Source organism: Acidovorax sp. YS12, assembly GCA_021496925.1.
Lineage (GTDB): Bacteria > Pseudomonadota > Gammaproteobacteria > Burkholderiales > Burkholderiaceae_C > Paenacidovorax.
Genome location: CP053915.1, coordinates 1,345,137 through 1,369,056 on the forward strand (window position 1 = coordinate 1,345,137; position 23,920 = coordinate 1,369,056).

Annotated in this window: 19 protein-coding genes, 3 pseudogenes and 1 other annotated feature; of the genes and pseudogenes, 11 read left to right on the forward strand and 11 right to left on the reverse strand. The window is 60.4% G+C overall.

Annotated elements, in window-relative coordinates:
- The first annotated feature begins 101 nt into the window (after positions 1-101).
- The 11 genes and pseudogenes from YS110_06065 to YS110_06115 all read left to right on the forward strand — a co-directional run bounded on the left by YS110_06065 (position 102) and on the right by YS110_06115 (position 8,461).
- Positions 102-1,076: pseudogene (locus YS110_06065) on the forward strand (DNA cytosine methyltransferase).
- Between the two features lie 1,095 nt (positions 1,077-2,171).
- Positions 2,172-2,306, forward strand: a pseudogene (locus YS110_06070) (DNA cytosine methyltransferase).
- A gap of 290 nt (positions 2,307-2,596) precedes the next feature.
- Positions 2,597-3,154, forward strand: a complete 558-nt coding sequence (locus YS110_06075) for a hypothetical protein (GenBank protein UJB64344.1) — start codon at positions 2,597-2,599, stop codon at positions 3,152-3,154.
- Positions 3,155-3,609: 455 nt separating this feature from the next.
- Positions 3,610-3,861 carry a hypothetical protein gene (locus tag YS110_06080; GenBank protein UJB64345.1) on the forward strand — a complete coding sequence of 84 codons (252 nt, stop codon included), beginning with the start codon at positions 3,610-3,612 and terminating at the stop codon, positions 3,859-3,861.
- A gap of 24 nt (positions 3,862-3,885) precedes the next feature.
- Complete coding sequence (locus YS110_06085; protein ID UJB64346.1) at positions 3,886-4,278, forward strand: hypothetical protein; 393 nt, start codon at positions 3,886-3,888, stop codon at positions 4,276-4,278.
- A gap of 114 nt (positions 4,279-4,392) precedes the next feature.
- Positions 4,393-4,851: a hypothetical protein gene (locus YS110_06090; protein ID UJB64347.1), complete on the forward strand. Its 459-nt coding sequence runs from the start codon at positions 4,393-4,395 to the stop codon at positions 4,849-4,851.
- Between the two features lie 106 nt (positions 4,852-4,957).
- A complete protein-coding gene (locus YS110_06095) occupies positions 4,958-5,686 on the forward strand; it encodes a hypothetical protein (GenBank protein UJB64348.1) in 729 nt (242 codons plus the stop codon).
- Positions 5,687-5,767: 81 nt separating this feature from the next.
- A complete protein-coding gene (locus YS110_06100; GenBank protein UJB64349.1) occupies positions 5,768-6,484 on the forward strand; it encodes an ABC transporter substrate-binding protein in 717 nt (238 codons plus the stop codon).
- Between the two features lie 96 nt (positions 6,485-6,580).
- The gene (locus YS110_06105; protein ID UJB64350.1) at positions 6,581-6,856 is read left to right on the forward strand and encodes a uridylate kinase; all 276 of its coding nucleotides are present in this window, start codon (positions 6,581-6,583) and stop codon (positions 6,854-6,856) included.
- Between the two features lie 291 nt (positions 6,857-7,147).
- Positions 7,148-7,960, forward strand: coding sequence for a GTPase (locus YS110_06110; protein UJB64351.1), 813 nt, complete (start codon positions 7,148-7,150; stop codon positions 7,958-7,960).
- A 147-nt stretch (positions 7,961-8,107) separates the two neighbouring features.
- Complete coding sequence (locus tag YS110_06115) at positions 8,108-8,461, forward strand: DUF3085 domain-containing protein (protein UJB64352.1); 354 nt, start codon at positions 8,108-8,110, stop codon at positions 8,459-8,461.
- Between the two features lie 224 nt (positions 8,462-8,685).
- Here YS110_06115 and YS110_06120 read toward each other — a convergent pair whose 3' ends face one another.
- The 11 genes and pseudogenes from YS110_06120 to YS110_06170 form a co-directional block, all read right to left on the reverse strand.
- Positions 8,686-9,711 (reverse strand): methionine synthase, encoded by a 1,026-nt coding sequence (locus tag YS110_06120; GenBank protein ID UJB64353.1) that lies wholly within the window; start codon positions 9,709-9,711, stop codon positions 8,686-8,688.
- 92 nt (positions 9,712-9,803) lie between these two features.
- A complete protein-coding gene (locus YS110_06125) occupies positions 9,804-10,676 on the reverse strand; it encodes a DUF1852 family protein (GenBank protein UJB67368.1) in 873 nt (290 codons plus the stop codon).
- A gap of 3 nt (positions 10,677-10,679) precedes the next feature.
- On the reverse strand, positions 10,680-11,765 hold the full coding sequence (locus tag YS110_06130; protein ID UJB67369.1) for an IS5 family transposase: 1,086 nt from the start codon (positions 11,763-11,765) through the stop codon (positions 10,680-10,682).
- A gap of 392 nt (positions 11,766-12,157) precedes the next feature.
- The gene (locus YS110_06135; protein ID UJB64354.1) at positions 12,158-13,396 is read right to left on the reverse strand and encodes a hypothetical protein; all 1,239 of its coding nucleotides are present in this window, start codon (positions 13,394-13,396) and stop codon (positions 12,158-12,160) included.
- Positions 13,393-13,866, reverse strand: a complete 474-nt coding sequence (locus tag YS110_06140) for a hypothetical protein (GenBank protein UJB64355.1) — start codon at positions 13,864-13,866, stop codon at positions 13,393-13,395. Before YS110_06140 ends, YS110_06135 begins: the two co-directional genes overlap by 4 nt.
- Positions 13,867-13,873: 7 nt before the next feature.
- Complete coding sequence (locus YS110_06145; GenBank protein UJB64356.1) at positions 13,874-17,116, reverse strand: hypothetical protein; 3,243 nt, start codon at positions 17,114-17,116, stop codon at positions 13,874-13,876.
- A gap of 201 nt (positions 17,117-17,317) precedes the next feature.
- Positions 17,318-18,543, reverse strand: a protein-coding gene (locus YS110_06150) for an IS3 family transposase (protein UJB64357.1) whose coding sequence is annotated in 2 segments (ribosomal slippage) — positions 17,318-18,255 and positions 18,255-18,543 — 1,227 coding nt in all. Because the reading frame shifts where the segments join, the coding sequence is not laid out codon by codon here.
- Positions 18,149-18,265: a sequence feature (AL1L pseudoknot), on the reverse strand. (Overlaps the previous gene by 117 nt.)
- 318 nt (positions 18,544-18,861) lie before the next feature.
- Positions 18,862-19,182 carry a hypothetical protein gene (locus YS110_06155; protein ID UJB67370.1) on the reverse strand — a complete coding sequence of 107 codons (321 nt, stop codon included), beginning with the start codon at positions 19,180-19,182 and terminating at the stop codon, positions 18,862-18,864.
- A gap of 14 nt (positions 19,183-19,196) precedes the next feature.
- A pseudogene (locus tag YS110_06160) lies at positions 19,197-21,005 on the reverse strand (site-specific integrase).
- Positions 21,006-21,013: 8 nt separating this feature from the next.
- Positions 21,014-22,702, reverse strand: coding sequence for a hypothetical protein (locus YS110_06165; GenBank protein UJB64358.1), 1,689 nt, complete (start codon positions 22,700-22,702; stop codon positions 21,014-21,016).
- Positions 22,699-23,889, reverse strand: coding sequence for a tyrosine-type recombinase/integrase (locus YS110_06170; protein ID UJB64359.1), 1,191 nt, complete (start codon positions 23,887-23,889; stop codon positions 22,699-22,701). The genes YS110_06165 and YS110_06170 overlap by 4 nt, the downstream gene beginning before the upstream one ends.
- Between the last annotated feature and the right edge of the window lie 31 nt (positions 23,890-23,920).

The following is a 23,920-nucleotide window of genomic DNA, read 5'->3' on the forward strand; positions in this document are numbered from 1 at the left end:
CTGCGACAGCCCACGGGTGGCTTCTTCATCCGCAGCCGGAGGCCCTGGGCCTTCGGCGTCTTTCTCCTGCCCACCCGAAACCCCTGAACAGGAGACAGCCCATGAACCCCCAACCACCACCCGCCTTGCGCTACGGAAGCGTCTGCAGCGGCATCGAAGCCGTGAGCCTGGCCTGGCAGCCCCTCGGGCTGGAGCCGGACTGGTTCGCAGAAATCGACCCCTTCCCTTGCGCGGTCCTGGCCCACCACTACCCCGAGGTCCGCAACCTCGGTGACATGGCGCTGATCCCGGACCAGGTGCGCGCCGGCACCGTGCCCGCCCCCGGCATCCTGGCCGGCGGAACCCCCTGCCAGGCCTTCAGCGTGGCAGGCCTGCGCGAGTCGCTGGCCGACGTCCGCGGAAACCTCACTCTCACATTCGTGGAGATCGCTGATGCAATCGACCAAGCTCGTACCCGGCTCGGCGAAGACGGGTGCATCGTCTTCTGGGAGAACGTCCCCGGCGTCCTCTCGACCAAGGACAACGCCTTCGGGTGCTTTCTGGCTGGGCTTGCCGGAGAAGATGGCGCGCTGGAACCGCCAGAGCCCAGGCCGGCAGCAGGCAAGTCCTCGCGGCACTGGAAGTGGGACCGCAAGCTCCACGCCCACACTCCACGCTGGGCGAACGCTGGTGCTGTGTATGGACCCCGGCGCGCAGCCGCCTGGCGGACCCTGGACGCCCAATATTTCGGAGTGGCCCAACGACGCCGCCGTGTGTTCGTTGTCGCAAGCGCTCGAAAAGGGTTCGATCCCGCCACGGTTCTTTTTGAGTGGGGCGGCATGCGCAGGGATACTGCGCCGGGCAGAGAAGCGCGGCAAACGGCTCCCACCCTCCCTGCACGCCGTACTGCAGGCGGTGGCCTCGGCACGGACTTCGACTGCGATGGCGGACTGATTGCGGCGCTGCCGCCGCCATGGGCTGCGGACGCAGGCCCGTGGCATGGGGGCGAGGCCATTGCCCCCGTCGCGCACAGCCTTCGCGGCGAAGGATTCGACGCCAGCGAGGACGGGACCGGGCGCGGCACGCCCCTGGTGGCGGTTGCCGTGGACTGCACGAACGGGCGATTGGCGCCAGGCGGACCCAGTGGAACGCTGGAGGCGGCCCAAAGCAAGGGCAACCGGGGCGCGGGGGTTCTCGCATTCGACACCACGCAGATCACCAGTGCGGCGAACCGCAGCAACCCGCGGCCTGGCGATGCATGCCATCCGCTGGCCGCGGGGGCGCACGCTCCGGCGATTGCGCTCCCGGCGGATCCATCCAGCACCCCGTACGCAGGCGCCGAGGGCACCACCCCCTCCATGGGCGCGCCCGATCCAGCGGCGGTTGCATTCCAGGCGTCTCAGTCAGGCGTGCGCGTTTGCGGCGTGCATGCGACGCTGGACAGCCACAACGGGCCGCGCCGCCACAACGGCGCGCTGCAGGGCTCGCGGGTCCGCCGCCTGACCCCGGAAGAGTGCGAAGCGCTCCAGGGCATTCCCCATGCCGCCGAGACCATCACCTTTGCATCGCGCATCGACCACCAAGGAAACGCCATGCTGGTGGCGCTGCAATGCCGCACATCGCGAAGCAGCGCCTTGCCTGCCGGTGAAGGCGGACCGGCGCGGACGGCCAGCCTCGCGGAAGGCGGCTCCAGTGCAGGCCACGCAAGCCCCGCGCCGCTTGCAGCCCTGCGCATGCGCATGCGCGCCGAGGACACGCTCTTGGAGGTATGCAGCCATGGAAGACTGGTCTGGTCCACGCATGCCGCGGGCGCCAACCTGGCGCCGCACGGATCCACGCTTCCCGCCAATGCGGCTGACGGGCTTGCACGGCTGCTGCGCGATCTGATGGGAACCGGCCCCCATGGACGGGTGGCATCGTTTTCCAGCGCGAGGCTTTCTTTTCCTGCGCCAGCTGGCGGGATGGGTGCGGGGGGATTCATGCCAGAAACCGCGGGAAATCCGTATGCCGGTGGTGCGAAGAGCGAACGGAAAGGGGCAGGGTTCACCGCGTCCGATCTTGGACGCCTCACGCCGGCATGCGGCTCGGCGGCGGCCGCCTTGTGCCGCTCCGTCATGGCCGCCGCGAGCGGGTTCATCCCCAGCGGGCCCCTGCCCGACGCATTCTCGGTGGAACTGACGGTCGAGACGCCGTACACGGCCATCCCCTGGCGTGGCAAGCCTGCCAACCAATGCCCGGACGGCCCGCGCTACAAGGCGATCGGCAACTCGATGGCCGTGCCCTGCGTGGCCTGGCTGGGCCGGCGGATCGTGCAGGCATTGCGCTGAACGCGGGGACGGCCGGTTCCGGCTTGGTGCACGACAGTGCGGACGGACATATCGATTCTGTGCCCCAAGCGCCGCTGATCCGTCAGCGCCAGCCCAGGCAGCCCCCGGTCTTCGAGGCTGCGCCGCGTTTTCCCGCGCGCCGACCGGCAACCCCGTCCGCCCCGCATCGCCTTCGCGGACATGCGCCCTCCCCGGGCGCTGATGCCTTCCTTCGTCCCACCCCATGTGGTCCGCCGTCTTCGCCGTTCCCAGGCGGGCCGGTCCGCCACGCCATCCTTTCCGGAGGTCCCATGACCATTGACCAACAACGCATTCGCCTCAAGAACCTCAAGGTGGCCGACTTCGCCAGCGAAGAGACGCTGTGCTTCACCGCCACCGTGCTGTTCGACGGCAAGCCGGTCGCCACGGCCAGCAACGACGGGCATGGCGGTTCCACCCACCTGCTCGCGCTCCAGGGCCAGCGCGATCGCTTCGCCGAGGCGCAGGCTTTCGCCGCCACCCTGCCGCCGGACGTCACCGAGTACGACGATCCCAAGGACAGTGCGGGCCGATTGACCATCGACATCACGCTGGACTACCTCGTCGATGACCTTGCCGCCAGCGAGAACGCGGACAAGAAGCTGCGTGCCGCCTTCAAGCGGCACATGAACAGCAAGCTCCTGTTCGTCAAGAACGGCAAGCTGGTCTTTCTCAAGGGCGTCAACCCCAAGACCATCCCCGACCGGCCGGCCTACTTCGCCGCGCTGCGCGCGAGGCAGACGCAGCCCATCGTCATCCTGGCGGAGCTGCCGCCCGCCGAAGCCTTCGACGTCTGGCGGCGCCACGTGCTGGCCGACGATCCGAAGTGAGCGGCGCCAAGGGCCTGGCCCGGCGGGCTCCGGCGCCCCGCGCCTGACGCCCTCCAGTCCTCTTCGACGCGCAAGGCAAGCTGGCCTCGGCAGTCAGCGGCTGAGTGCCTTGAACGCTCCTTCGGGAGCGTTTTTTCTTCTGGTCCGCACGGTGAATGGCGCGGGAGTGGTGGCATGGGAAATGGGGATGCCCGCGGCTTCCGATTGCCGGATGACAGGGCGCCTGCCGCGGGCCATGCTTGTCCGCATGTGTCGTCGGCCCCGTCCGACACCATGCCAGCAGTCCGGGCCCCATGACTGCGCCGCGGATTCCTCCGCGCCGGCCCAGCCAGTCCGCCCCGCATCGCCCCCGCGGACGAGCGCCCTCGTGGCGCCGATGCATTTTTCTTCCACCCCAGGGAGGGCGCCGTGCCCCTGGGGGCGTGGCGCTGTTCCGCCTGTCCCAGGAGCCTGCCATGTCCCTCGCTGCATCGTCAGCCCCGTTGAGCGCCGCACAGGCCAAGTCCGAAGCCATCGGCTATCTGTCCCTGACCTGCACAGGTAAACGCCTGTCGCTGGACGTGCTGCACAGCGCGGCCGGCCACTACATCGGCACCGCCGACCTGGATGGTCCGGTGTCGCGCGAGTCCGTCCAGTACTTCCGCTCGTACCAGGCCGCCGACCGCGCCCTCTCCACGGGGCGCTGGCAGCAGCGGCTCCATCCCTGAACCGTTCCCGACCGGAGATTCCTCATGAACCAGTCCCTGCCCCAATCCATGCTCGACCAGATCAGCCGGGAAGAGATGCACTTCGCGCAGGCACCCGAGGCCTTCTTCAAGGCCTGGAAGCGGGGTGTCCAAATCGCCGGCTACCAGTGGTTCGGCGACGGCACCCGCGAGGGCTTCGCGCGCGCCACGACCAAGTGGGAACTGCGCCCCGCGCTGCTGCGGCTCAACGACGCCCTGGGCGTCCTGAGCAGCGGCGAGCGGATGTTCCTCTCCGCCATGGTGAGCATCTACAACGCCCCCGAGGGCGGCGCGATGCTCAAGCGCTGCGGCTATGAAGGACTGTCCGACCTGGGCGGCCTGGATCTGCAGCGCCGCCAGGTCATCGCCGACCTGGTGCTGCACTACAACGGCTGGTGAGCCGGCTGCGCCGTCCCGCCGACCGTCTCTCCATTCTTTCTTTTTCTCCCACCCCGCGAGGGACATGCGCTCCTTCGGGGCCATGTCCCTCGTGTTCTTTTTAAGGAGCGGCACATGCCCCGAATTCCCTCCATCGCGGTCGTCCTCGAAGGCGGCCTGGTCCAGTCCTTCATCGTCGAGGACTGGCCCGCCCAGCTCGTCCTGCCCCGCGTCGCCGTCGTCGACCACGACATCGAGGGCGCCGATGCCGGCGAACTGACCCGGTTCACCATCGGCAACGATCCCGTCGAAGCCTTCTGCCGTGGCGAAGCGCCTCTGGTCTACAAGAGCGGAGACGATGTCCTGTCTCCCAGGACCGTGCTGGCGGCGATCAGCGAGCCCGCCGATGACGAGGAAGAGCGCTCGCCGCTGGAACTCGTCCACGAACTGCGCAAGACCATAGCCGAGACCGACGAACTGATGATCCGCACCGACCAGGCACCGACCGGCCAGAACTACAACGACCTGTACCAGTTGGTTCACGACAGCCTGATCGAACTGCTGCAAGCCATGGGCGAGCCCGTCACCGGCTGAGCCCCATCACCTTCTACTGCCCGATGCCGTAACAGCGACGGGTTTCCCCCGCGGATGCCTGCGTCCGCCAGGGCGTGGCTCCGCGCCTTCATTCCAAGGAGCCACCATGGCCAACAACTACTACGACGCCACCGGCGTGCTGGTGCTCGACCGGGTCACGCCGGTCATCACCGCGCTGTTCGGGCGATACCGGCTGGACCCGGCCCATCCCGGCGACGGGCAGGCCTACATCGCCCGCATCTCCGAGACGCGCACACCGCAATGGTGCGATGTGCTGCTCGATCTGGTGGCGCTGGCCGCCACGCTGGACCTGCCCGCCCCCGGATACGACGCGCGGGAAGGCGAAGACGGCCTCGAAGGCAGTGACGATCTGGCGATCGAGGCCATGCTGGACCTGCTCGCGGGGCACTTCCGCGCCGAAGGGAATGCCGACCTGCTCAATCTCATCGAGCACCATGCGTTCGATGGAGAAGCGGACCTCGAGGCGCTGTTCCTGATCGCCACCTGTTTCGATGACGGCCACCATCTCGCCGCCATGCTGTTCGAGGGCTGCTGGCATTGCAGCCGGCCCCGGCTGTTCGAGTTCGGCGGCGACAGCTGCTTCCTGAGCCGCGAGGTCCGGCTCCTGGGCAACTCCACCAGCGCGCTGCAGCTCGGCGAGGGGCTGCGCAAGGCCATCCTGGCCAACGATGCCGGCGCGGCCGCCGCGCTGATCGCCAAGGAAGCCCAGGCGCTGCTCGGCGGCATTTTCGACGACCACTTCCGTATGCGCGTGGTCCAGCGTGTCGCCGCGCGGCTGCTCGAAGGCCCCGCCTCCATCCCTGACCCGGCCTGAGCGGCCGCAGTCCTTCATCCACCCGCCGGGGCCGATCCCCCGCGCGGGATGGGCCCCGGCTCCCCATGCTGGAGCCCATCCATGACCCAGATCCACAATCCCTTCGTGCGGGGCTACTGGAACCTGCGCATTGTCCGCACGCTGCTCATCACCTGCAGGGACGACAATCCGCCGGTCTGGCGGCCGCTGCATCCCAGCCAGGCGCACCTGTCGAACGACGCAGTGGAAGAGTTTCCCTGCCTGGTCGGCCAGGACTTCGCGCTGGTCACCGAAGGCCAAAAGGTGCCGCGAGCCCTGGAGAACCAGGCCCGGACCGAGGGCCTCGTGCGCGCGGTGGTCTATTTCATCATCGCGGACGATGCCGATGGCAAGCCGGTGCACCTGGGCGACACCTACTCCGAGGAAGCCGCCCGGGAAACAGTGCGGCGCCTGACGTTCGAGACGGGTTTCTACAGCCGCTGCTGGGAGATCAGCAGCGCGCACATCACCGAAGAAACCGGCCGGTATCTGGCCAATCTGGCGGACCTCGCGACGCCCGAGGCCTTTCTATTCATCGCCTTCCGTGTTCCGTACAGCCCGGCGATCGGCGTCAAGCTGATCTCCACGCCGTGGACGGACGAGAACCTGCTGCAGGCCCAAGGCATCACCGCCGCGCAGCTTCGGCAGCAGCACCGGAACAAGGGCATGCCGGACGACCTGGCCAACATCCTTGAACTGGCCGGGCAGGCCGACGTGCGCATCCTCATCCTCGACGCCGACGCACGTGTGCTGCCGGGGCTCCCGCTGAGCGGGCCCTAGCGGTCAGGCACCACGTCCGCCTTCCCTCTCACCACCCATGCCAGCCCGTCTCCCGCCAGGGAGCCGGGCTGGTTCACTTTCAAAGGAGCAATCCCCATGTTCCCGGACCTCATCACGCCCGCCCAGGACTTCGAGCAGCAGCTCGGCGCCTGCGTCAATGCCATGAGCCAGGACGATGCCATCGGGCAGACCCTGGTGTTCAAGCGCGACAAGGGCACGCTGCACATGCGCCACATTGCCATCCCCGACCTCGTGGACACCGGCATCGATCGCTACGAGATGGTGGTGTTCGATGGTGGCGACGCCAGCGGCGGCTGGAAGCATGTCTTCTTTCCGCGGCAGCGCGCGCACTGTTTCGTGTCCGACGCCTGACCCCTGCAGCCCCTCCAACCGAGGGGCTTTTTCCTGCCCGCAGTGCAGGAAAGCGGGTGCGCCGCGGTGCTGCTTCCTGCGAATCGGCGGCCCGCGCCAGAGCCATTCTTGCGCGCATGTTCGTCGGCGATGCCGACGCATGCCCAGGCAGCCAAGACCTTCGAGGCTGCACGCGCGGGAAACCACGCTGGTCGTTTCATTCCACGGGCGCGCCGCGTCCATCCACGCCACCCACAAGGGACCTTTCCCTTGGGGGCGAGGAATCCCTTGTTCATTCTCAAGGAGATTCCCATGGACCGTTCCCTCATCAAGTCCCTGATGCCCTCGCTCGTCGCGGGCCACGTGCCCCGCAACGTGCGGTCGTTCAAGTACCGCGTGTTCGATGACCAGCCGCAGTCCTCGACACTGGGCTTCGCCATCGATCCCCAGCCCTTCGACGGGCGGGTGGTCGCGGCCACAAACGACGCCATCGTCGTCAAGCTCAAGCCCAGCGAGTTCGCGGTGCTCGATCCCGGCCTGGTGACCACCGTCCCCGAAGAAGGCGCCAAGGTGCATGTCCAACCCTACGCACGGCGCCGTTTCGACGGCCTGCGCGCGGACACCCCGGAGGTCATCACCGAGAAGGCTTCGGACGGCACGCCTTACACCATCACGAGGCATATCCTCGGCTCCGCGCCGGCCAAGCTGCCCATCCCCAAGCCGCAGTGCCTGGAACTGGGCCAGCTCATCGAGCAACTGGAGGAATTGCCGGCGCCCGATGGCTTGCGGCGCATCACCCACATGCTGGTCGATGCGGGCGCCCGGGATTTCTCCTGGGTCGATCCGGCGCCGTCCAGGATCATCGAGACGCCTCCGGCGATCAGCTTCACGGTCTCGACCGCGAAGTTCGAGGGCCGGGTGACGGTGCTGTACGACCGCGCGGGCGACGCCTACGTGGTGGAGCTGCACCGCGACGGTGAACTGGTCGATCGGCACGACGAGGTGTATTTCGACATGCTCGGGGAAGTGCTGGAGCGGCTCATCGACGACGGGCGCTGGCGCCTGATCGGCGTGAGCGTGATCGGCGCGAAGGCGGCCCGACAGCGCCAGGCCGTCCCGGCATGACGCCTCGCACAAAAGCCGGGCGGCTCTTCGGCTGATCCGAGGCTCCCGGCCGCGGCGTTTCAGCCCATGCGGCCGCATGCCGCACAGGCCCTCCATCCATCCGGGTGGAGGGCCTTTTTTCTTTTCAACGCACAGGAGATTTCATCCATGTCACTGCGATTCAAAGGCTCCGACCTGCGCCCCGTGCTGACCGAGGCGATCGCCAACCAGTGCCGCGCGGTGCTCGTCAAGGACCATGGCGTGTACTTCCTCGCTGAGCGCGGGGAGCGCCGCGCGGACGGACGCCAGAAGCTGCTGGCCTTCGCGGTCGGCTGCAACCCGGAGACCGACCCGTCCGGCGACTGGTGGCACCTCGCCAATCGCGAGCTGGGCGGCGACGACTTCGCGGAGTACCTCGATCCGAAGGACGGCATCTTCACCCGCCTCCTGCACACTGCGGACGATCTGATGCTGTCCGCCACCGCCACGCACCTGACGTTGGAGGTGGTGCCTCCCGGATAGGGCGGCATCCATCGCCCGGCCCTCACGGCTCCCCCACAGCGGGGGGCTTTCTTTTCTTCGTGCCGCGGCTATAGCCGCGGGCGCGCGTTCGTCTCCGGTCGCCAAGGCCTGCCTAGCAGGCCAGCCCGCCGACGTGCCACCGGAGACGCTACGTGATGCTATGCGCGGGATGTGTCGTGCCACTGACCGCGACCAGGATGACTGGGCGCGATGACCAGATGGGGTCACGCCGTGGCCAACCGCTCCTTCGCCAGCTTCGTGCCTGCTGCCAGCGCTTGCAGCTTGCGCCACGCCACGTCCCGCCCCATCGGCGCCAGGCCGCAATTCGTGCACGGGAACAGCCGCTCCTTCGGCACGAACTCCAGCGCCCGGCCGATGGTGCCCGCCACTTCCTCGGGTGTCTCGATCACGTCGCTGGCCACATCGATCACGCCGACCATCACGTCCTTGCCGGCCAGCAGCTTCATCAGGTCGGGCGGCACATGGGAGTGGATGCATTCCAGGCTCACCTGGTCGATGCGGCTCTTGGCAAGTGCGGGGAACACCGTCTCATACTGGCGCCATTCCTCGCCCAGGGTGCTCTTCCAGTCGGTATTGGCCTTGATGCCGTAGCCGTAGCAGATGTGCACCGCCGTCGTACAGGTCAAGCCCTGCGCCGCGCGCTCGAGCGCCTGCACGCCCCAGTCGGCAGCATCCTTCATGTAGACGTTGAAGGCGGGCTCGTCGAACTGGATGATGTCCACGCCATCGGCCTGCAGCGCGAGCGCTTCCTGGTTGAGCAGTTCTGCAAATGCAAAGGCCATCTTGACCTTGTCACCGTAGAAGCGGTCTGCCACGGTATCGACGATGGTCATCGGACCCGGCAGAGTGAATTTCAGCTTCTTCTTCGTGTGGGCGCGCGCCAGCTGTGCTTCGAAGGCATGCACGCGCCCCTTCAGGCGCAGGGCCGACACCACCTGCGGCACCATCGCGTCGTAGCGGTTGTCGCGGATGCCCATCTTCACCTTGTGCTCAAAGTCGATGCCCTCGACCTGCTCCAGGAAGCCGTGCACGAAGTGCTGGCGGGACTGCTCGCCGTCGCACACGATGTCCAGGCCTGCGTCTTCCTGGGCCTTGATCCACAGCAGGGTCGCGTCGGCCTTGGCCTGGCGAAGCGCATCGCCCTCAGCCCTCCACTGCGGCCAGAGCTTGTTGGTTTCAGCCAGCCAGGCGGGCTTCGGCAGGCTGCCGGCGATGGAGGTTTCAAACATCTGAGAATTCCTTTCAAGCAAAGATGGGTGGGGCGAGCGTACTTCGGGACCGCTATGCCCGGGTGAAGAACGGTCTGTGTATTTCTAGCTGGTCAGAGCGCGCAATTGGCGGCCCATTGTTCAAGAACGTTCCTGTACGGTTTGATGAAGTGCTCCTCTGCAAATTTCCCCTGCTTGACGGCCAACTGGCTGCGTTCTTCCCGGTCATAGACGATCTGCGTCGACGAGTAATCCTGGTTCTTCAGGCTTGGTCGATAGAGTTTCCCTGCTGCAGAATTGGCGTTGTAGATTTCAGGGCGATAGATCTTCTGGAAGGTTTCCATTGTGCTGATCGTGCCGATCAACTCGATATTTGTGTAGTCGCCCAGCAGGTCGCCGTGAAAGTAGAAAGCCAATGGTGCAACGCCATTCGGAGGCATGAAAAAGCGAACCTGCATCCCCATCTTTGCGAAGTATCGGTCGGTCGAGGACAGTTCATTCTGTTGGTACTCGACACCCAGCACGGGGTGCTGGTTTCCGGTCCGCTGATAGGTCTTGCTGGTCGAGGCGCTGATGCAGATGACAGGCGGCTTTTGGAAGCGCTCCTTGTAAGTGCGCGAGTTGGCAAACTGCCTGAACAGCTTTCCATGCAAGTCGCCAAAATCATCCGGCGTGCTGAACTCCGCCCGATGGGCGTTGTACTCCGGAAGCAAGACACTGAAATCGTAGTCGCGCACGTAGGAGGAGAAGTTGTTCCCCACGATGCCGTCGATGCGTTTGTTCGTTTTCTTGTCGATGATGTTGGTCTTCAGTATCTCGATCAACGGAAATACATCACTGCTGCTCCGGGAATCAATGGGGAACCTCTCACAACCCCATGATTGACGGATCCGAATAGGCACGATTGGACGCCAGCCGTTTTGAATGCGCGATGAGGCCTTACGGCGGTCTGCACCTCGTGCATTGAGGGGCCTTGCAGCCCCGATGGCTCAGGCTTTCGCCGTTTGCAGGCGCACCTGTGCCTTGGTGGTCGCCGGTTTGAAGAACGCATCCACGCCTCGCTCAAGGAACGAGGCCAGGCGCTTCATGTTGTAGCAGGCAGCCATCATCGTCATCGCCACCGTGGCCCGCGCCTGCCCGATCGTGCGTACGAACTTGCCGCCCAGGTGCCGGATGCCGGCAAACGCATGTTCGACCCGGGCACGCTTGCTGGCAATGCGCTGGTTGCGCCGCTTCTGGCACTCGCTCAGGGGCTGGCCCGGCTGGGCCCGGCGCTGCATCGCGTCCACGAAGCCCAGCACTTGCAGCATCTGCCGGCGCTGCCGGCTCGCGTAGGCCTTGTCCGTGTGCACGCTGCGCCCGGTGTTGTGCATGTCCAGCACCTCGTCGAAGTGGTGTCCGTCGTGCTCGCTGGCCGTGCCCGTGGCGATGCGGCGGATGAAGCCGTGCTTGAGATCCACGCTCACGCTGAGCTTGTAGCCGAAGTAGCTCTTGCCGTGCTTCTTCGTGTGCGTGGCATCCACATCCCTTTGCCGGCGCTCGGCCTCACTCCAATCGGGCGTTCTGCCTTCGGCCAGGGCCTCGCGCTCCGGCCTGTCCAGGCGCTGGCGCGGCGCGGGCACCAGCGTCGCATCGATGGCTTGTCCGCCCCGGGCCATGTAGCCATGGCGGTGCAGTTGCGCATCCACTCCCTGGAACAGCACCGTGGCCCCATCCACGCCCAGCCGCTCGCCGAAGCGCCAGATCGTGTTGCGGTCCGGCACGTTCATCGCATCCTGCAGCAGGCAAAAGCGCTGGTAGCTCGCCCGATCCAGCAACTGGTACTCCATCTGCTCGTGCGAGAGGTTGTACAGCTGCTTCAAGACCAGGATGCGCACCATCACCTCGGTGGGATAGGCCGGCCGGCCACCCTTGCGGCCATCGCCGCGCTCGATCAAGGCATCCACCAGCCCGGCCAGGGCTCCGAAGTCGATGTGCCGCGCGATCACCTGCAGCGGATCGCCCACCTCATCTCTCTTGTGTTGGCGCGAGGCCTGGGCGAACAGGTCGAACTTCAGCGCGCTGCGGGGTGTGATCATGGCAAGGGGCGGGTCAGGCTTCTCGGGTCAGGAAGAGAGCGGATGGGTTTTGAGAGGTTCCCAATTGTGTGCATTTCGCAATTCAAGGCATTATGCTAATCCGATGACACCAGAATTGCTGGAGCGGCAATTTAAATAAAATTCTGAACCGCTCCGATCCAGGATTTTAATGCCTTCAACAAGGATGCTGAATTGTGCAGCTTAATTATGTGCTGAATCAATGCCATCGATCGCATGGTATTTATATTATCGACGCTTCGGCTTGATGATGTGATAATTTCTCCATCTGCCACAAAAATGAGATTATGGAGGAGTGAAAATTTGTTATATTAAAAACCACTCCATTTTTCTATTTAAGAATTAAAAATTGAGGGTTTATAGCGATTGCATTAAGAATTTTTTACGAACGTGCTCCCGTATTGTGTAAGAAAATGAATTGTTGCTTTCGCGCTGATTTTTGCAGCGTATACCTGATAATCGTCATTTTTGGCGATATCTGCCTTATCGCACACCGACTTCAAGGAAATGACATTAATATGCCGGCCAGCGGCAGCTACTGCTGCATATACTGCATATGATTCCATGTCGACACCGACGACATTTTTGTTCTGTTGCTCTTTTATTCGACGAGTCACCTTTTCATCGGCGATTACCGAGGCTCCTGTGGCAAGAGGGCCTGTGAGGAGTTTGGGAAGAGATAATTTATATTCTAATGCATTCGGCGTTAGAGTTTGCCAGAATGATATATCTTTCTTCATTAGCAAAAGGACATTGCGCATCTCGGTTGAGATGTGCAATTGATGAGGTGCAAACTCGAAGTCAGCTTCGGATGAGTCTATATATTTACCACTTTGCCAATCCCAAGTTGGATCGGCCGCGATAATATCCCCTATCAAAGCATTTTTTGCAATTCCGCCACAAATGCCAGGCATGATAATTAGAGATGGCCTGAGATATTCGATAACTTTAGTCGCCAATATCGCCGATGCCACTGGGCCCATTCTTGCGGCAAAAGCCAGACCAACGCTCAATTGACGGCCGTTCGATTCAATGCTGCAATATCGGACCAACTGATTCGCATCCAAGGGGCGGTAAGGCCCCAAATTAGGAAACTCTGACTCCACGGCTTGCATTTCAGGCTCGTCTAGAGCAGTCAAAATAAACACATCACAGTGCTGTGGCCTAGCTTCACCCACAATTTCATTATGAATCCATCGGCCAATATTCTCGAGATCATCAATACATTGATCAGAGCTTTCGCTGTATCGTAAGCAACCCCAAGGTCGACTGCGATAGAAATCCTGTACCTTCGTACTGATAGATTCCGCGGAGCTAATAGAGACGATATGTCTTGGTTTTTGAATGCCCATTGCTGACGAATCTATTCGCGAAAGAACGTCTATTGCATTCTGCTCCTCTGGATCAGAGGTGGGGTCTCGTGGGATTAATAGATCTAGAATCAAGAGATCATATGATTTTGCTTTCAGTCGTTTGATTGCTTCAGCGGTATTTATTACCACATCAGGCTCTCCAAAGATCTGGGGATGCTGTTGGAACCGCTCGAACATCCGTTTTTTCTTGGCAGGAGTGTCTTCGACGATTAAAATCTCCAAAGGCCTATTTGTCATGATTTAAACACCTTTTCGATAATCAAAAGAAGCTCGTTTTCCCAAGTGAGATAAGTAGAATCAAAAAAAACATACCCAGAGAAATTTTCTGGATAGTCAGTGGCAAGCTTTGCCGACAGTGCCGGTAAAGTTAGCGTTGTAGTTCCTTCTACAATCGCTGGATAAGAACTTACCACAGCCACTGGGGTTAGCTTTCGTTTGCGCTGTAGGTAGTCAAATATCTCAATTCCACCAAAAGGTCTAGGTGTGCCACCACGCTCTCCGGTCTTTACATCGTAGGTTGGTAGAGACATATCAGCAATCACCATCAAAAACTCGGCGGACTTTAATGCTTTTAACGCGCTTTTCACTGAGCGAGAGCATTGAATCTGCTCACGCGGGAAGACGGTTGTGATCGCTAATATGATACTTGCAAGCTTTGCCTCACTGTCTTCCACGACTAGAATTTGACTATTTGCAGAGATTTCCATAAATCGTCTATTTCTCTATTCTGGCATGTGCAACATACGTGAGTTCGAAGTACAGCCTGAATATTGAATTTGATTCCTGAGGGCCAAATTCAATCCGGCAATTGTCGCGCTGCATCACGATCGCTGCTAGCTTTGCAATGCCTGATTCTGAAGCCTTCTTCGCTCTGTCCGTATACGTTTTTCGGCGGATGTCATCCTTAATGGCTTCTAGTTTGGTGGCACGTTCTCGCGTCCAAGAGTCCTTCAACATATCGCTTTCAAAAGAGAAGCAGAGCTTATCCTCTTCTGGGTTTAGATTAATATCTACGCTTAAACGATTTTGCTTAAGATTAGAGTGTTTTGCGATATTCTCGATGGCTATTCGTACGGCGTCAAAGGCAATGGGAAATCCATGAGCGTCCAAACTCACATTCTCGGCAATGCTTACCTTTGTCACGGGTTCAAATCCAGGTCGTTTAGATTTTGCGAATGCCATGGCGGCATCGTAGACCATATTTAAGGGATAGGCTTTCCCTTCGGCGCTAATCTTGGGTACTCTAATCCAGTCTTTAATAAACTCACCACGGATTTGAAGGTCTTCGGATGCGCGCTGAATAGTGGCCGAGAACTTGGCGTCGAGGTATCCAGCAGCTTTTAGATCTAGTTGGAGTTTACTAAAGCTGTCTTTTAGATTCGTTGCAATAAATTCGCCAACTTGTGGCCGATGATGCTCGACGGAATTACTTAGCTGAAACCAGAATGTATCAAAAAGCTCACGAATAAATACTTCAACAGATTCCGATACTTGGGCGACATCTCGAGCCACAGCAATTACCAATACTCCCACTTGCAATTCGAAAGCCGCAGGACGCCTATTTTTGGCTTTTGCTAGTTTTGGTTGGCGTGAGTAGAAAACTTCGTCGCGGAGTATCGCGACCAAGTTGTCGATTGACGATGAAAAACGATTGAATGCCCGACTTACACCGGCGCGAACTGCTACATCATACTGTTCTACTGCAGAGCGCACCGCGTTTGGTGTTTTGTAATCTACTCCTGTGCGAGGGCGATGCCCTATTAATTGAACTTGCTCAAGTGCGCCACGTAATTCGTCCGAAATGGTGCCGTGCCGGATACGCCTTCCAACAATGGCATCGAGACCATAGACAGGATCTTCAATAAATCGATCCAGAACTGTGAAAATCATCTGGACTAGCAGATCATCGGCCTCATTTTTGGGTATCTGAAATGTCGATGCCGACTGTTGCTTCAGGCTTATGACGAGCTCTTCAACTGAGCTAGTGCTTAGACTATTGAGCGGCTTTAACTTCTTATAGCGCTCGAAATCACCTGATATTTCTCGAGCGACAATGGGAATGAGTGATTCTTCGTCGACTGATACCTTGGTTTTGTCCAACTCCTCGAGAACGCCATCAAGTTGTAACTGTTCCTCTATGGAGTCAGCTTCTGCAGCCAATTGAGCACTTGAATTTTGGCTAATAGATGACGCGATTTTTAATAAGTTGGCTCGTATTTCAAGCGATTGAATGGTGCCATCGGTTTCCGATAGTAGTTCAATGGTTCCAACGTCGCAAGAGTTCGCCAAAAAATATTCGGTATTGCGTCTATCTTCCGCTGCCAAAACTACTGCCTTGGCGAATAGCTGTAGATCGTCGGTTCCTGCCATTTCCACCAGTTCTTCAATCGCAAAACGCTTATAGGTTTTTACCTTTCTATCAATATTTATCTGTGTGTACCGATGGAGGCAATTGCATAAGTCAATGCTTATTCCATAAGAGCGAATTTTGTCATAATCGGCGCCGCCAAACATGAATTCAAGCGGCAACGCAGGAAGCAGTCGTACGTTATGAAACATAGCGGACTGTATTAGCTTGAGAGCCAACGAGTAATCAAAATCCTCCAGAGCTTTCCAGGTGTCACGAATAGCGATGCAATCTATTGTGGCACGAGTCAAATGCCCCAAGCTTGACCAGCGCTGATCAGAGGCGCTATTAATTCCGTATGGCACTTGAAGAGATGAAATTTGTGCGGATGCAATATTTTCAAAAATTGCTAGGCACTCAGAATTAATTGGATGCGCCGCGTTATTTTCCAGGGAGGCCGTGGTTATATAGATATCCGGAAGTCTAATGATGCTTTGGGCGGATTCAATAAGCATTGCGTCAGTACGCCACCAATAGTTTAGGCACTCCTTTTTGAGCGCATCCTCGTCTGCCTCACTCCCGCTGTAGGAGAAAATCGCGGCCAGTCCTTCAGAGAGTTTTATCGCACTTGGGCGCTCCAACTCGATGGACGATTTTTTACCAAAGCATTGATGGATGGCCACATCAATTGCAAATTTAAGATCGCGGGAAAGGCTAATTGATGTGAGGTCTGATTGCGTTACAGGTTCTTTTTCTTCCGGAAATGCGCTTAGGATCCTCCGTGCCACGGCTATTTCGCGATCAGAGAAAGATGATGGATTACAGATAATCTGTATTGCAACACGCCGAGAAGTTAGGAGTAAGTCGATCTTTGTCGTTAGAAGTTCATAACTCAATATGTTCGCCAGGTCTTCGCTAGATGCATCAACAATGCGTGCTGATCTGTATAGTGCATAAATCTTGAAGGCAGGAGCTAGTGTTGATTCGGCGATACGTCTTTTAACAATGCTCCGATAGCGAGATGTTGACTGCGAACTCTCATTCCTCATTCCAAAATGATAGAAATAGAACTCATTTAATCCAGCTGCGCCAATGGAAAGATCCTTGATATAATCCTTTGCCTCGATAGCTTGATCAATGCTATAAAGTAAGGCGATTTTGGCTTCAATTGCCCAGTATGAGTGGCCATCTCTAGCTATTATTTCATCTACCTTCTCGCAGGCTTTGGCTAAATTGCCTTCTTCGATGCATTTGTTAACGAGTCGCAGCTGTGCATCGAATTCACTTAGCGACAATCTCTGGCGCGTTAGTGCATCAAGTGACTGCTGCAGTACATCGATTAGCTTTGCACTTTGAATTTTCTCGGGGAGAATGCCAAGCACTTCTCTGGCAACGCCAGTTTCCTTCGCTGAGTGCAAGGCCTTGCTTTGTGCTTCGACCCATGCCTCGAACTGTAGTAATTCTCCCTTGGGAAGAGAGGACTTGGCGATAGAAAGTGCGGCATTAATTGCTCGTGCCGCCGATCGCATCGCAATAATTTGATGATTTTGATTTTGAGATGGCTTGCGTTTACCAAGAAGCGAAAACGCACCCCGCACTTTGTTCTTCAAGCTCGAAAGGTCTGCGCGACTCCCTCCTGGCCGACGAGCGCTTTTTGATTTCATATGTCCCCTCTACTTGCCCTCTGTTCTTAAAAATTACGGCGCCCCTGCTGCGATAGCTTCCCAGTGGCACCAACGATATCTTTGAAGCGAACCTCGCGAAAAAAGCCATGAATCGCCCCGGTTTCCGCGGAGGCGGTTTGGTTTAAGTCAGGCCGCCGTTGTGGTGTTCTGACTGGCGAGTTGCCGGTAGTAGTTTGCCTCAGCGGGCGGGATGTAGCCGATGGGTTCGAGCAGGCGTTGGTGGTTGAACCAGGACACCCACTCCAACGTAGCGAACTCAACGGCCTCCCTGGTTTTCCATGGCGCCCGGCGGTGAATCAGCTCGGCTTTGTACAGGCCGTTGATGGTCTCTGCCAGAGCGTTGTCATAGCTGTCGCCCTTGCTGCCCACGGATGGCTCGATGCCGACCTCGGCCAGCCGCTCGGTGTAGCGGATGCTGACGTATTGCGAGCCCCTGTCCGAGTGGCAGACCAGGCCGCCATCGCGCTCGGGCTGGCGGGCGTACAGGGCCTGCTCCAGCGCGTCGAGCACGAGGTCCGTGCGCATCGAACTGCTCACCCGCCAGCCCACGATGCGCCGGGCGAAGACGTCGATGACGAAGGCCACGTACAGCCATCCCTGCCAGGTCGGGACATACGTGAAGTCGCTAACCCACAGCTGGTTCGGCCGCTCGGCACGGAACTGCCGGTTGACCCGGTCCAGCGGGCACGGGGCCTTGGCATCGCCGATGGTGGTGCGCACGACCTTGCCGCGCACCACGCCGCGCAGCCCCATGCTGCGCATCAGCCGCTCGACTGTGCAGCGGGCCACAACGACGCCTTCGCGCGCCAGTTGCCGCCACACCTTGTCGGCACCGTAGACCTGCATGTTGACCTGCCAGATGTTCTGAATCTGCTGCTTCAGCACCTCGTCACGTCTGGCGCGGGCGCAGCGCCTGTGGGGCTCGCGCAGCAGCGCGGCGTGGCGCCGATACGCCGACGGGGCGACCTGCAACACCTTGCAGAGCGGCTCGACCCCGAAGGCATCGCGGTGCTTGTCGATGAAGGCCTTCACGACTTCAGTCGGCGGTCGAACTCCGCCTGAGCGAAAAACGCACTGGCCAGCTTCAGTATCTCGTTGGCACGGCGCAGCTCCTTGACCTCGCGCTCCAGTTCCTTCATCCGCTGCGCCTCGCTGCTGGTCACGCCCGCGCGCACACCGACATCGACCTCGGCGCGCTTGACCCATTCGTTCAACGTCTGCGGCACGCAGCCAATCTTCGGGGCGATGGACTCGATGGTCGCCCACAGCGAGGGGTATTCCCCGCGCTGCTCCTGCATCATCCTCACTGCGCACTCACGCACCTCGGGCGAGAACTTGTTCGACTTGCTCATGGCTCAATCCTCTCAGAGTGTTGAGCCTCCGCGAAAACCGGGGCGATTCACCACGACGGCTACCAAATGCAGGTGCTATCGGCTCATGAACTTCCATTCTAGTGCTTCATAAGGCGTCTCCAGTAACGTGACCATCGGGTAGCGTGGGTTCAAAGCACCACCGCTTGTAGAGTAGGGTGTGACCATAAACAAGTTGCTCATCTAAACTGAACAATCAGGAGCGGTCCCTCCTTCGGTCAGCATCTTCATGATGCTGAAGATGCAGGCGTATCCCGGACTGAGTGCCGAGTTAGTGCGGCCCGGGCCCTTTCACGGGCGTTAATGCTTGTTCCGTGCATACTCGCGCTGCAACTCGGCGCGAAGTTCGGTTAGCAGATAGACTAGAGCGCGGTTTTTGCGAATTTCTGCTGCCAGTTCTTCGCGTAGCTTTTTCATGACCGTTGGCACGGATGCAGGCTGTACATGCGGGGAAGCAGGTACTTCCTTGCGCAGGCTTTCCACTACATCCTTGTGCGATGCGTAGATGTTCGCCCGGCTGACACCGGCAACTCGACACAATTCACTGACGGTGATCTGGGCGCGTGGGTTGTCTCGGCGCAGCAGGACCAGGGCAGCATCCACACGCTCTCGAACCGACAGTTGCTGATGCTTCCTCATGAAGTCCGCGCCCGCTGACCGTTACCCTTCACCACCAGATTCCGCAATATCGTCTTCGAGTTGCTCAAGCGCCTCTCCACCAACTCCCTGGCCTGCGCCGACAGATCCCTCTGCGCCAGGAACTGCTCCTCTCTCTGAGCTCGCTCGTTCCACCAGGCATGGTGTTCCTGAGTGACGACGAAGTTGGCGCAGGTCGCACACACGTCAGGAGCCCTGAAAATGTCATTCGGGCCAATGGCGTCGCCATGGCAGGCCGAGTGGGCTTCCGAGTAGACGCAATAGCCCCAACTGCATGGCGCCAGCTTGATGCCCTTGGAGACCAGGCTCTCCACCAGCGTGTGCAGGCTGGCTCTGCCGGCGAAGGATGGATCATTTCGATGCGTTCGCCTGTAGTCCTCGATGCGCTCTGCCGCCTTGCCAGCCATCCGCGAGCTGCTCAGCAAGTTCGTCAGCGTCCGAACCAGATCCTCGCGATCCTCCTCTTCAAGCAGTTGCATGAGCTCGAAGTCTGTGCCAACGTAGACTCTGTCCGTGAATTCCCGGTAGGCATGGCCGTAGTGGGCTGAGAGGGCTTCCAAGGCTTTCTTGTCCCTTTTCACGACGAACTTTGCGAACGTCTTGCGCGCGGCGTGCGGATGCAGCCGTACCGCAACCGGCTTGTCCGACCGGAACGGTGCCTGCGCAAATGCCTACATCATGATGATGGGCATCGTTGCTCCCAGGCGCCGAGCGGCGGTTGCGGGATCAGGCACCAGCGACCCCTGGGAGCGGGTCAAGAACAGCGCGACGCTGCCGCTCTCCGTTCTGGCGAGCTGGAACACCGACCGAAGCCACTCGATGACCGACGGCAAGGGCTCGCCCGCCACCCAGCGGCGCTTGCGCCCGGATGCCTTGGCCGCCACGCCCTTAACGTAGGTGATCGGAAGCCCTGAGGGACTCTCTTGCTCTTCCAGGCAGTCCACATCGAGCCGGACCAGTTCCCCGACCCGCAGGCCCACCATGAACAACAACACTGTGACCGCTGCACCGAGCGTGATGGTCATGGCGCGGCACAGCAAGCGGTAATGTGCTGGGCTTGGCATGCACAGCGCGCGCGCCAGTTCGCCGGCTTCCGGTGTGCCGCACAACTGCTCGTAGGCCGCGCGGATGCGTTGCGTGCGGGCCCGCGGTGCCAGCTTTGAAGCGAGCCGTTTCTCCTGCCACAGTTCCTCGGCCGCTCGGATCATGAAGGGCCCCACCCGTTGCAGCCATTCGATAGCGTCGTTAATCAGCGGCAGAGCGACCTCCTCAGGGATCGCCTTGAACGGGCGGGCTGCTCGCCCTCGAAGCAACTTGGCATCCGCCTCGATCAAGCCGGGGTTGACGCTCAACGGCGATCTGTACTTGCCGCGAAGCTCCCACATCCGCCGATACAGCAAGGTGTACCCGTGCCACGTAGCATCACTCGGCACACCTCGCCCGTGCCGCTCGCGACGGGTCTTCAGGAACTCCAACAGGTGGTCGGGACCGAGTTGGTCGAAGCGCCAGATGTCCTGCGTGGCCATCCAGCGCACAAGATAGCGGAGCTGCCGGCACCATAGCAGTACGGTGGAATGGGCCAGACGTGCCCTCCCCTTCGTGACGGGGTACTCGATCAGCGCGAGGAGAAGTTCCTTGAGGCTCTTGAGCAACGCCGAGCGCGCGGCTGGTGTGCCGTCAAAGGGTAGTACTTCGCGCCAGTCGATGACCGCTTCTCCATCTTCGTAGAAGTCCGACGTGGCCAAGTACCATGCGTACCGCGTTCTGCGGCGAATCAGCGTTGACACCGGCATGGCTATTCGATCAACGGCAGGCGTTTCACATCGACCAGCAAAGTGGCTTTCTCCCGCACGGCGCTCGATACCAGCGGCAGGATCTCCTGCTCGATGATCGTTTTGACGGGCCCGTATATCGCGTCGAACCGAGCTGCCCACCCCTCGCGAATCGAGCGCAGCCGTGCTTGGTGCAGGGCTTCGCCTGCCCCAAGCAGTCGGGCCACGACATATGCATCATCGACGGGGATGATCGCGCCCGGACATGTCGCGCATTGGTAGAACTGCATGCACATGCGACCGCGCGTGCTTCCTGCGGCGAGACCAGCCAGCGGATCCTTGCAGGCGAAGCCGAAGACGGTTTCCATTGCGGGTCCGACTGGGCTGTCGCCGGTCACTGCGGTGTGGGCGCCTCGACCTCGTGAGCGCTGGCTCTCCCGCAGCAAAACGCCCTGGAACCTGAGGATCGTCTGATCGTGCTGTGCCTGGAGGTCGACGACCGATGTGTACCGCTGCGTGGTATCCACGCCGGCATGGTTCAGGCGCTTCTTCGCGGCACGGATGGAGCCCCCTGCGACATGGTGCAGCTTGGCTCCCGCGCGTCGCAAGTCGCTCAGATGGAATCCGGCGAGCGCGTGTCTTTGCAGGAAGGCGGCCAGGTAATTGTGCAGAGACTGCCAACTGATAGCGCGGCAGCCAGCTTTTCCCCGAGAGATGAATACCAGGCTTCCTTCCTCCGGCCTGGCAGACGAGACGAGTTCCTGATTGAGGGCACACAGGCGCCGCACGAGGTTCGGTGCACTCCACTCACGGCCCACGGGGAAGTCCGCACTTTGCTCCCTGCCTGCCCTGGGCTTGGCCCACACCAGCCGCTCCAGGTCCGCCCGGATCGCGTGCGGCTCGATGCAGGAGCGGGTCAGCAGGCGGAGCGCCTGAGGGTTGCTGCTGGTCTGCACCAGGATCGCTAGGTAGAACGGGAACACGTCATGGATGGTGGGGTACAACTGCGACGAGATGCTTTCCAGTCCTCCCACGGCGCGCGCACGGGCCAGTACGCGCGAGCCTGCTCGCGCTTCGAGAACCGCCTGCTGCCTGGGGAGGTCTCCGTAGCCAATGTCCAGCAGTTCGCGGATGACACGAACGAACGGCTCATCCGCCTCAGATTCAGCGACACCCGAGCGCATCAGTTTTCCCTTTGCCAGGCGCGCTTCGGTGCTCTCGATGTCGGCGTAGCAGCAGCGTAGGATCTCTTTCAGCTGTCCCTCGTCCATGGCGGGCCGGACCCGTGGGGCCGGCCGCTGGAATTGCGCGGGAAGGAGACTGGCGTCGGGGTCCACCGTGCCTCGCACATTCCTCATGCACCATCGGAGCAGGCGGCAGATGGCATTCATGCACTCCTGCGCAGCCTTTGGTCCATACTGAGATCGCCGCAGCCAGACCGAGAGGTCTGCAATGCAGTTCGCCGGCAGCGGTTGCTGTGCAGCCTTCTTGGCCAAAGCCAGGGCAAAGCAACGGATTCCACGCCAGGCCAGCCGCTGAGAGTCGATGGTGTTGTGGCCGTGCATGGCAATGAAGCCACGGATCAGCGCACTGGCTACGCGGGGATGGAAGCCCAGTGTGCCGAAGTCGAACAAGGACCTGGGAGGGCCTCCCTGCGGACCACTCACCTGGATCTGCAGGCCGCGAACTTCGTGAGTCAGTTCCAACCTCATAGCGCGCTCCCGTACAAGAAGTCCAGCGCATCGAGCACCGCGTCGCTGTTCGCCTCCACGGCCCGCAAATAGATCTCGGTGGTCGCGATGTTCGCGTGGCCCAGAAGAACCTGCAAGGTCTTGATGGAGTTCATGGGCTTGCCCTTGCCCTGGTAGTTCTCCAGGGCGTTGAGAACTTGCACTGCGAAGGTGTGCCGCAGGTGATGCAACGTCGCCTTGCTCCCGATCTCATCGGCACAGTGGCGGAACGCGCGTGTCAGGGCACTCCTGCTCACGGGATTGCCCCGGCGCGTCAGGAAGACGACATCTCGTGCGTGCTCGTCCGCGGGCTGGGGCCGCTCCGTCAGGATGTACCACTGCGTCGCCTCGATCAGTTTGGCTGGTGCCTGGATGGTCTGCAGCCGAGATCCCTTGCGAAGAAGCTCGATTGGAACGAGTCCTCCGCCCTGCATGGCGACCTGGTTCGACGTGGGCAGGTCCCTGATCTTCAGGGAACATGCTTCGAACCGGCGTGTGCCGGTGGCGATGCACCACTGAAACAGCAGGCGGTAGCGCGCTGGAGTGACGGTGAACAGTCGCGAGATCTCCTCGATGCTCAACACCTTCGGCAGTCTCTTGTCCACGCGTGGTGCGATGGGGTTGCTGCTTCGAGCTCTGACGCCGGTTGCCCATGATGGCGCGCCCGACGCACGCCCGGCGGACCTTTCGAGCAGGAATGTGCCCAGGGCCGATTGCATCACGCCGCGCCGCGCCCCCCAGGTATGGAACTGTGCTGCCACTACCACCCGATGGTTGGCGGTTGACGAGGCGTACTGCAGCCTTCGTTCACCGTGGCGTCCGTTGATCAGATGGTTCTTGTAGAGCCCGAGGTGTTCCTCCGTGACCTGCACAAGCTCCGTCTTGCAGCGTTGCAGAAAGTGCAGCCAGGGAATCAGCGCTTCGGCATACGTGCGCACCGTGTCGCCTGTGACGCTGCGACTCACCAACGCGGTCTCTGTCAGGAATGCACACGGCAACTCCAGCGGCAGGCCATCCCCATCGACGATGAAGGCCAAGGGCCCCACGTCGAAGTAATGCATCAGGTCGGCATCTGCTTTCTCGCCTTCTGTCAGTTCAACTACCGACTCTCGGCTATTGAAATCCTTTCGAGGATTGACGAGCAATACCTTCAATTCACTGTCGTGCATTTTCTCTCCAGCTGATTCTTTTCAATTGAAA

Coding starts and splice junctions, on each gene's coding strand:
- YS110_06095 (UJB64348.1), top strand. CDS start 4,958: ATGGCCAACAACTACTACGACGCCACCGGCGTGCTGGTGCTCGACCGG.
- YS110_06170 (UJB64359.1), bottom strand. CDS start 23,889: ATGCACGACAGTGAATTGAAGGTATTGCTCGTCAATCCTCGAAAGGAT.
- YS110_06135 (UJB64354.1), bottom strand. CDS start 13,396: ATGACAAATAGGCCTTTGGAGATTTTAATCGTCGAAGACACTCCTGCC.
- YS110_06110 (UJB64351.1), top strand. CDS start 7,148: ATGGACCGTTCCCTCATCAAGTCCCTGATGCCCTCGCTCGTCGCGGGC.
- YS110_06090 (UJB64347.1), top strand. CDS start 4,393: ATGCCCCGAATTCCCTCCATCGCGGTCGTCCTCGAAGGCGGCCTGGTC.
- YS110_06080 (UJB64345.1), top strand. CDS start 3,610: ATGTCCCTCGCTGCATCGTCAGCCCCGTTGAGCGCCGCACAGGCCAAG.
- YS110_06105 (UJB64350.1), top strand. CDS start 6,581: ATGTTCCCGGACCTCATCACGCCCGCCCAGGACTTCGAGCAGCAGCTC.
- YS110_06120 (UJB64353.1), bottom strand. CDS start 9,711: ATGTTTGAAACCTCCATCGCCGGCAGCCTGCCGAAGCCCGCCTGGCTG.
- YS110_06085 (UJB64346.1), top strand. CDS start 3,886: ATGAACCAGTCCCTGCCCCAATCCATGCTCGACCAGATCAGCCGGGAA.
- YS110_06165 (UJB64358.1), bottom strand. CDS start 22,702: ATGAGGTTGGAACTGACTCACGAAGTTCGCGGCCTGCAGATCCAGGTG.
- YS110_06115 (UJB64352.1), top strand. CDS start 8,108: ATGTCACTGCGATTCAAAGGCTCCGACCTGCGCCCCGTGCTGACCGAG.
- YS110_06100 (UJB64349.1), top strand. CDS start 5,768: ATGACCCAGATCCACAATCCCTTCGTGCGGGGCTACTGGAACCTGCGC.
- YS110_06075 (UJB64344.1), top strand. CDS start 2,597: ATGACCATTGACCAACAACGCATTCGCCTCAAGAACCTCAAGGTGGCC.
- YS110_06140 (UJB64355.1), bottom strand. CDS start 13,866: ATGGAAATCTCTGCAAATAGTCAAATTCTAGTCGTGGAAGACAGTGAG.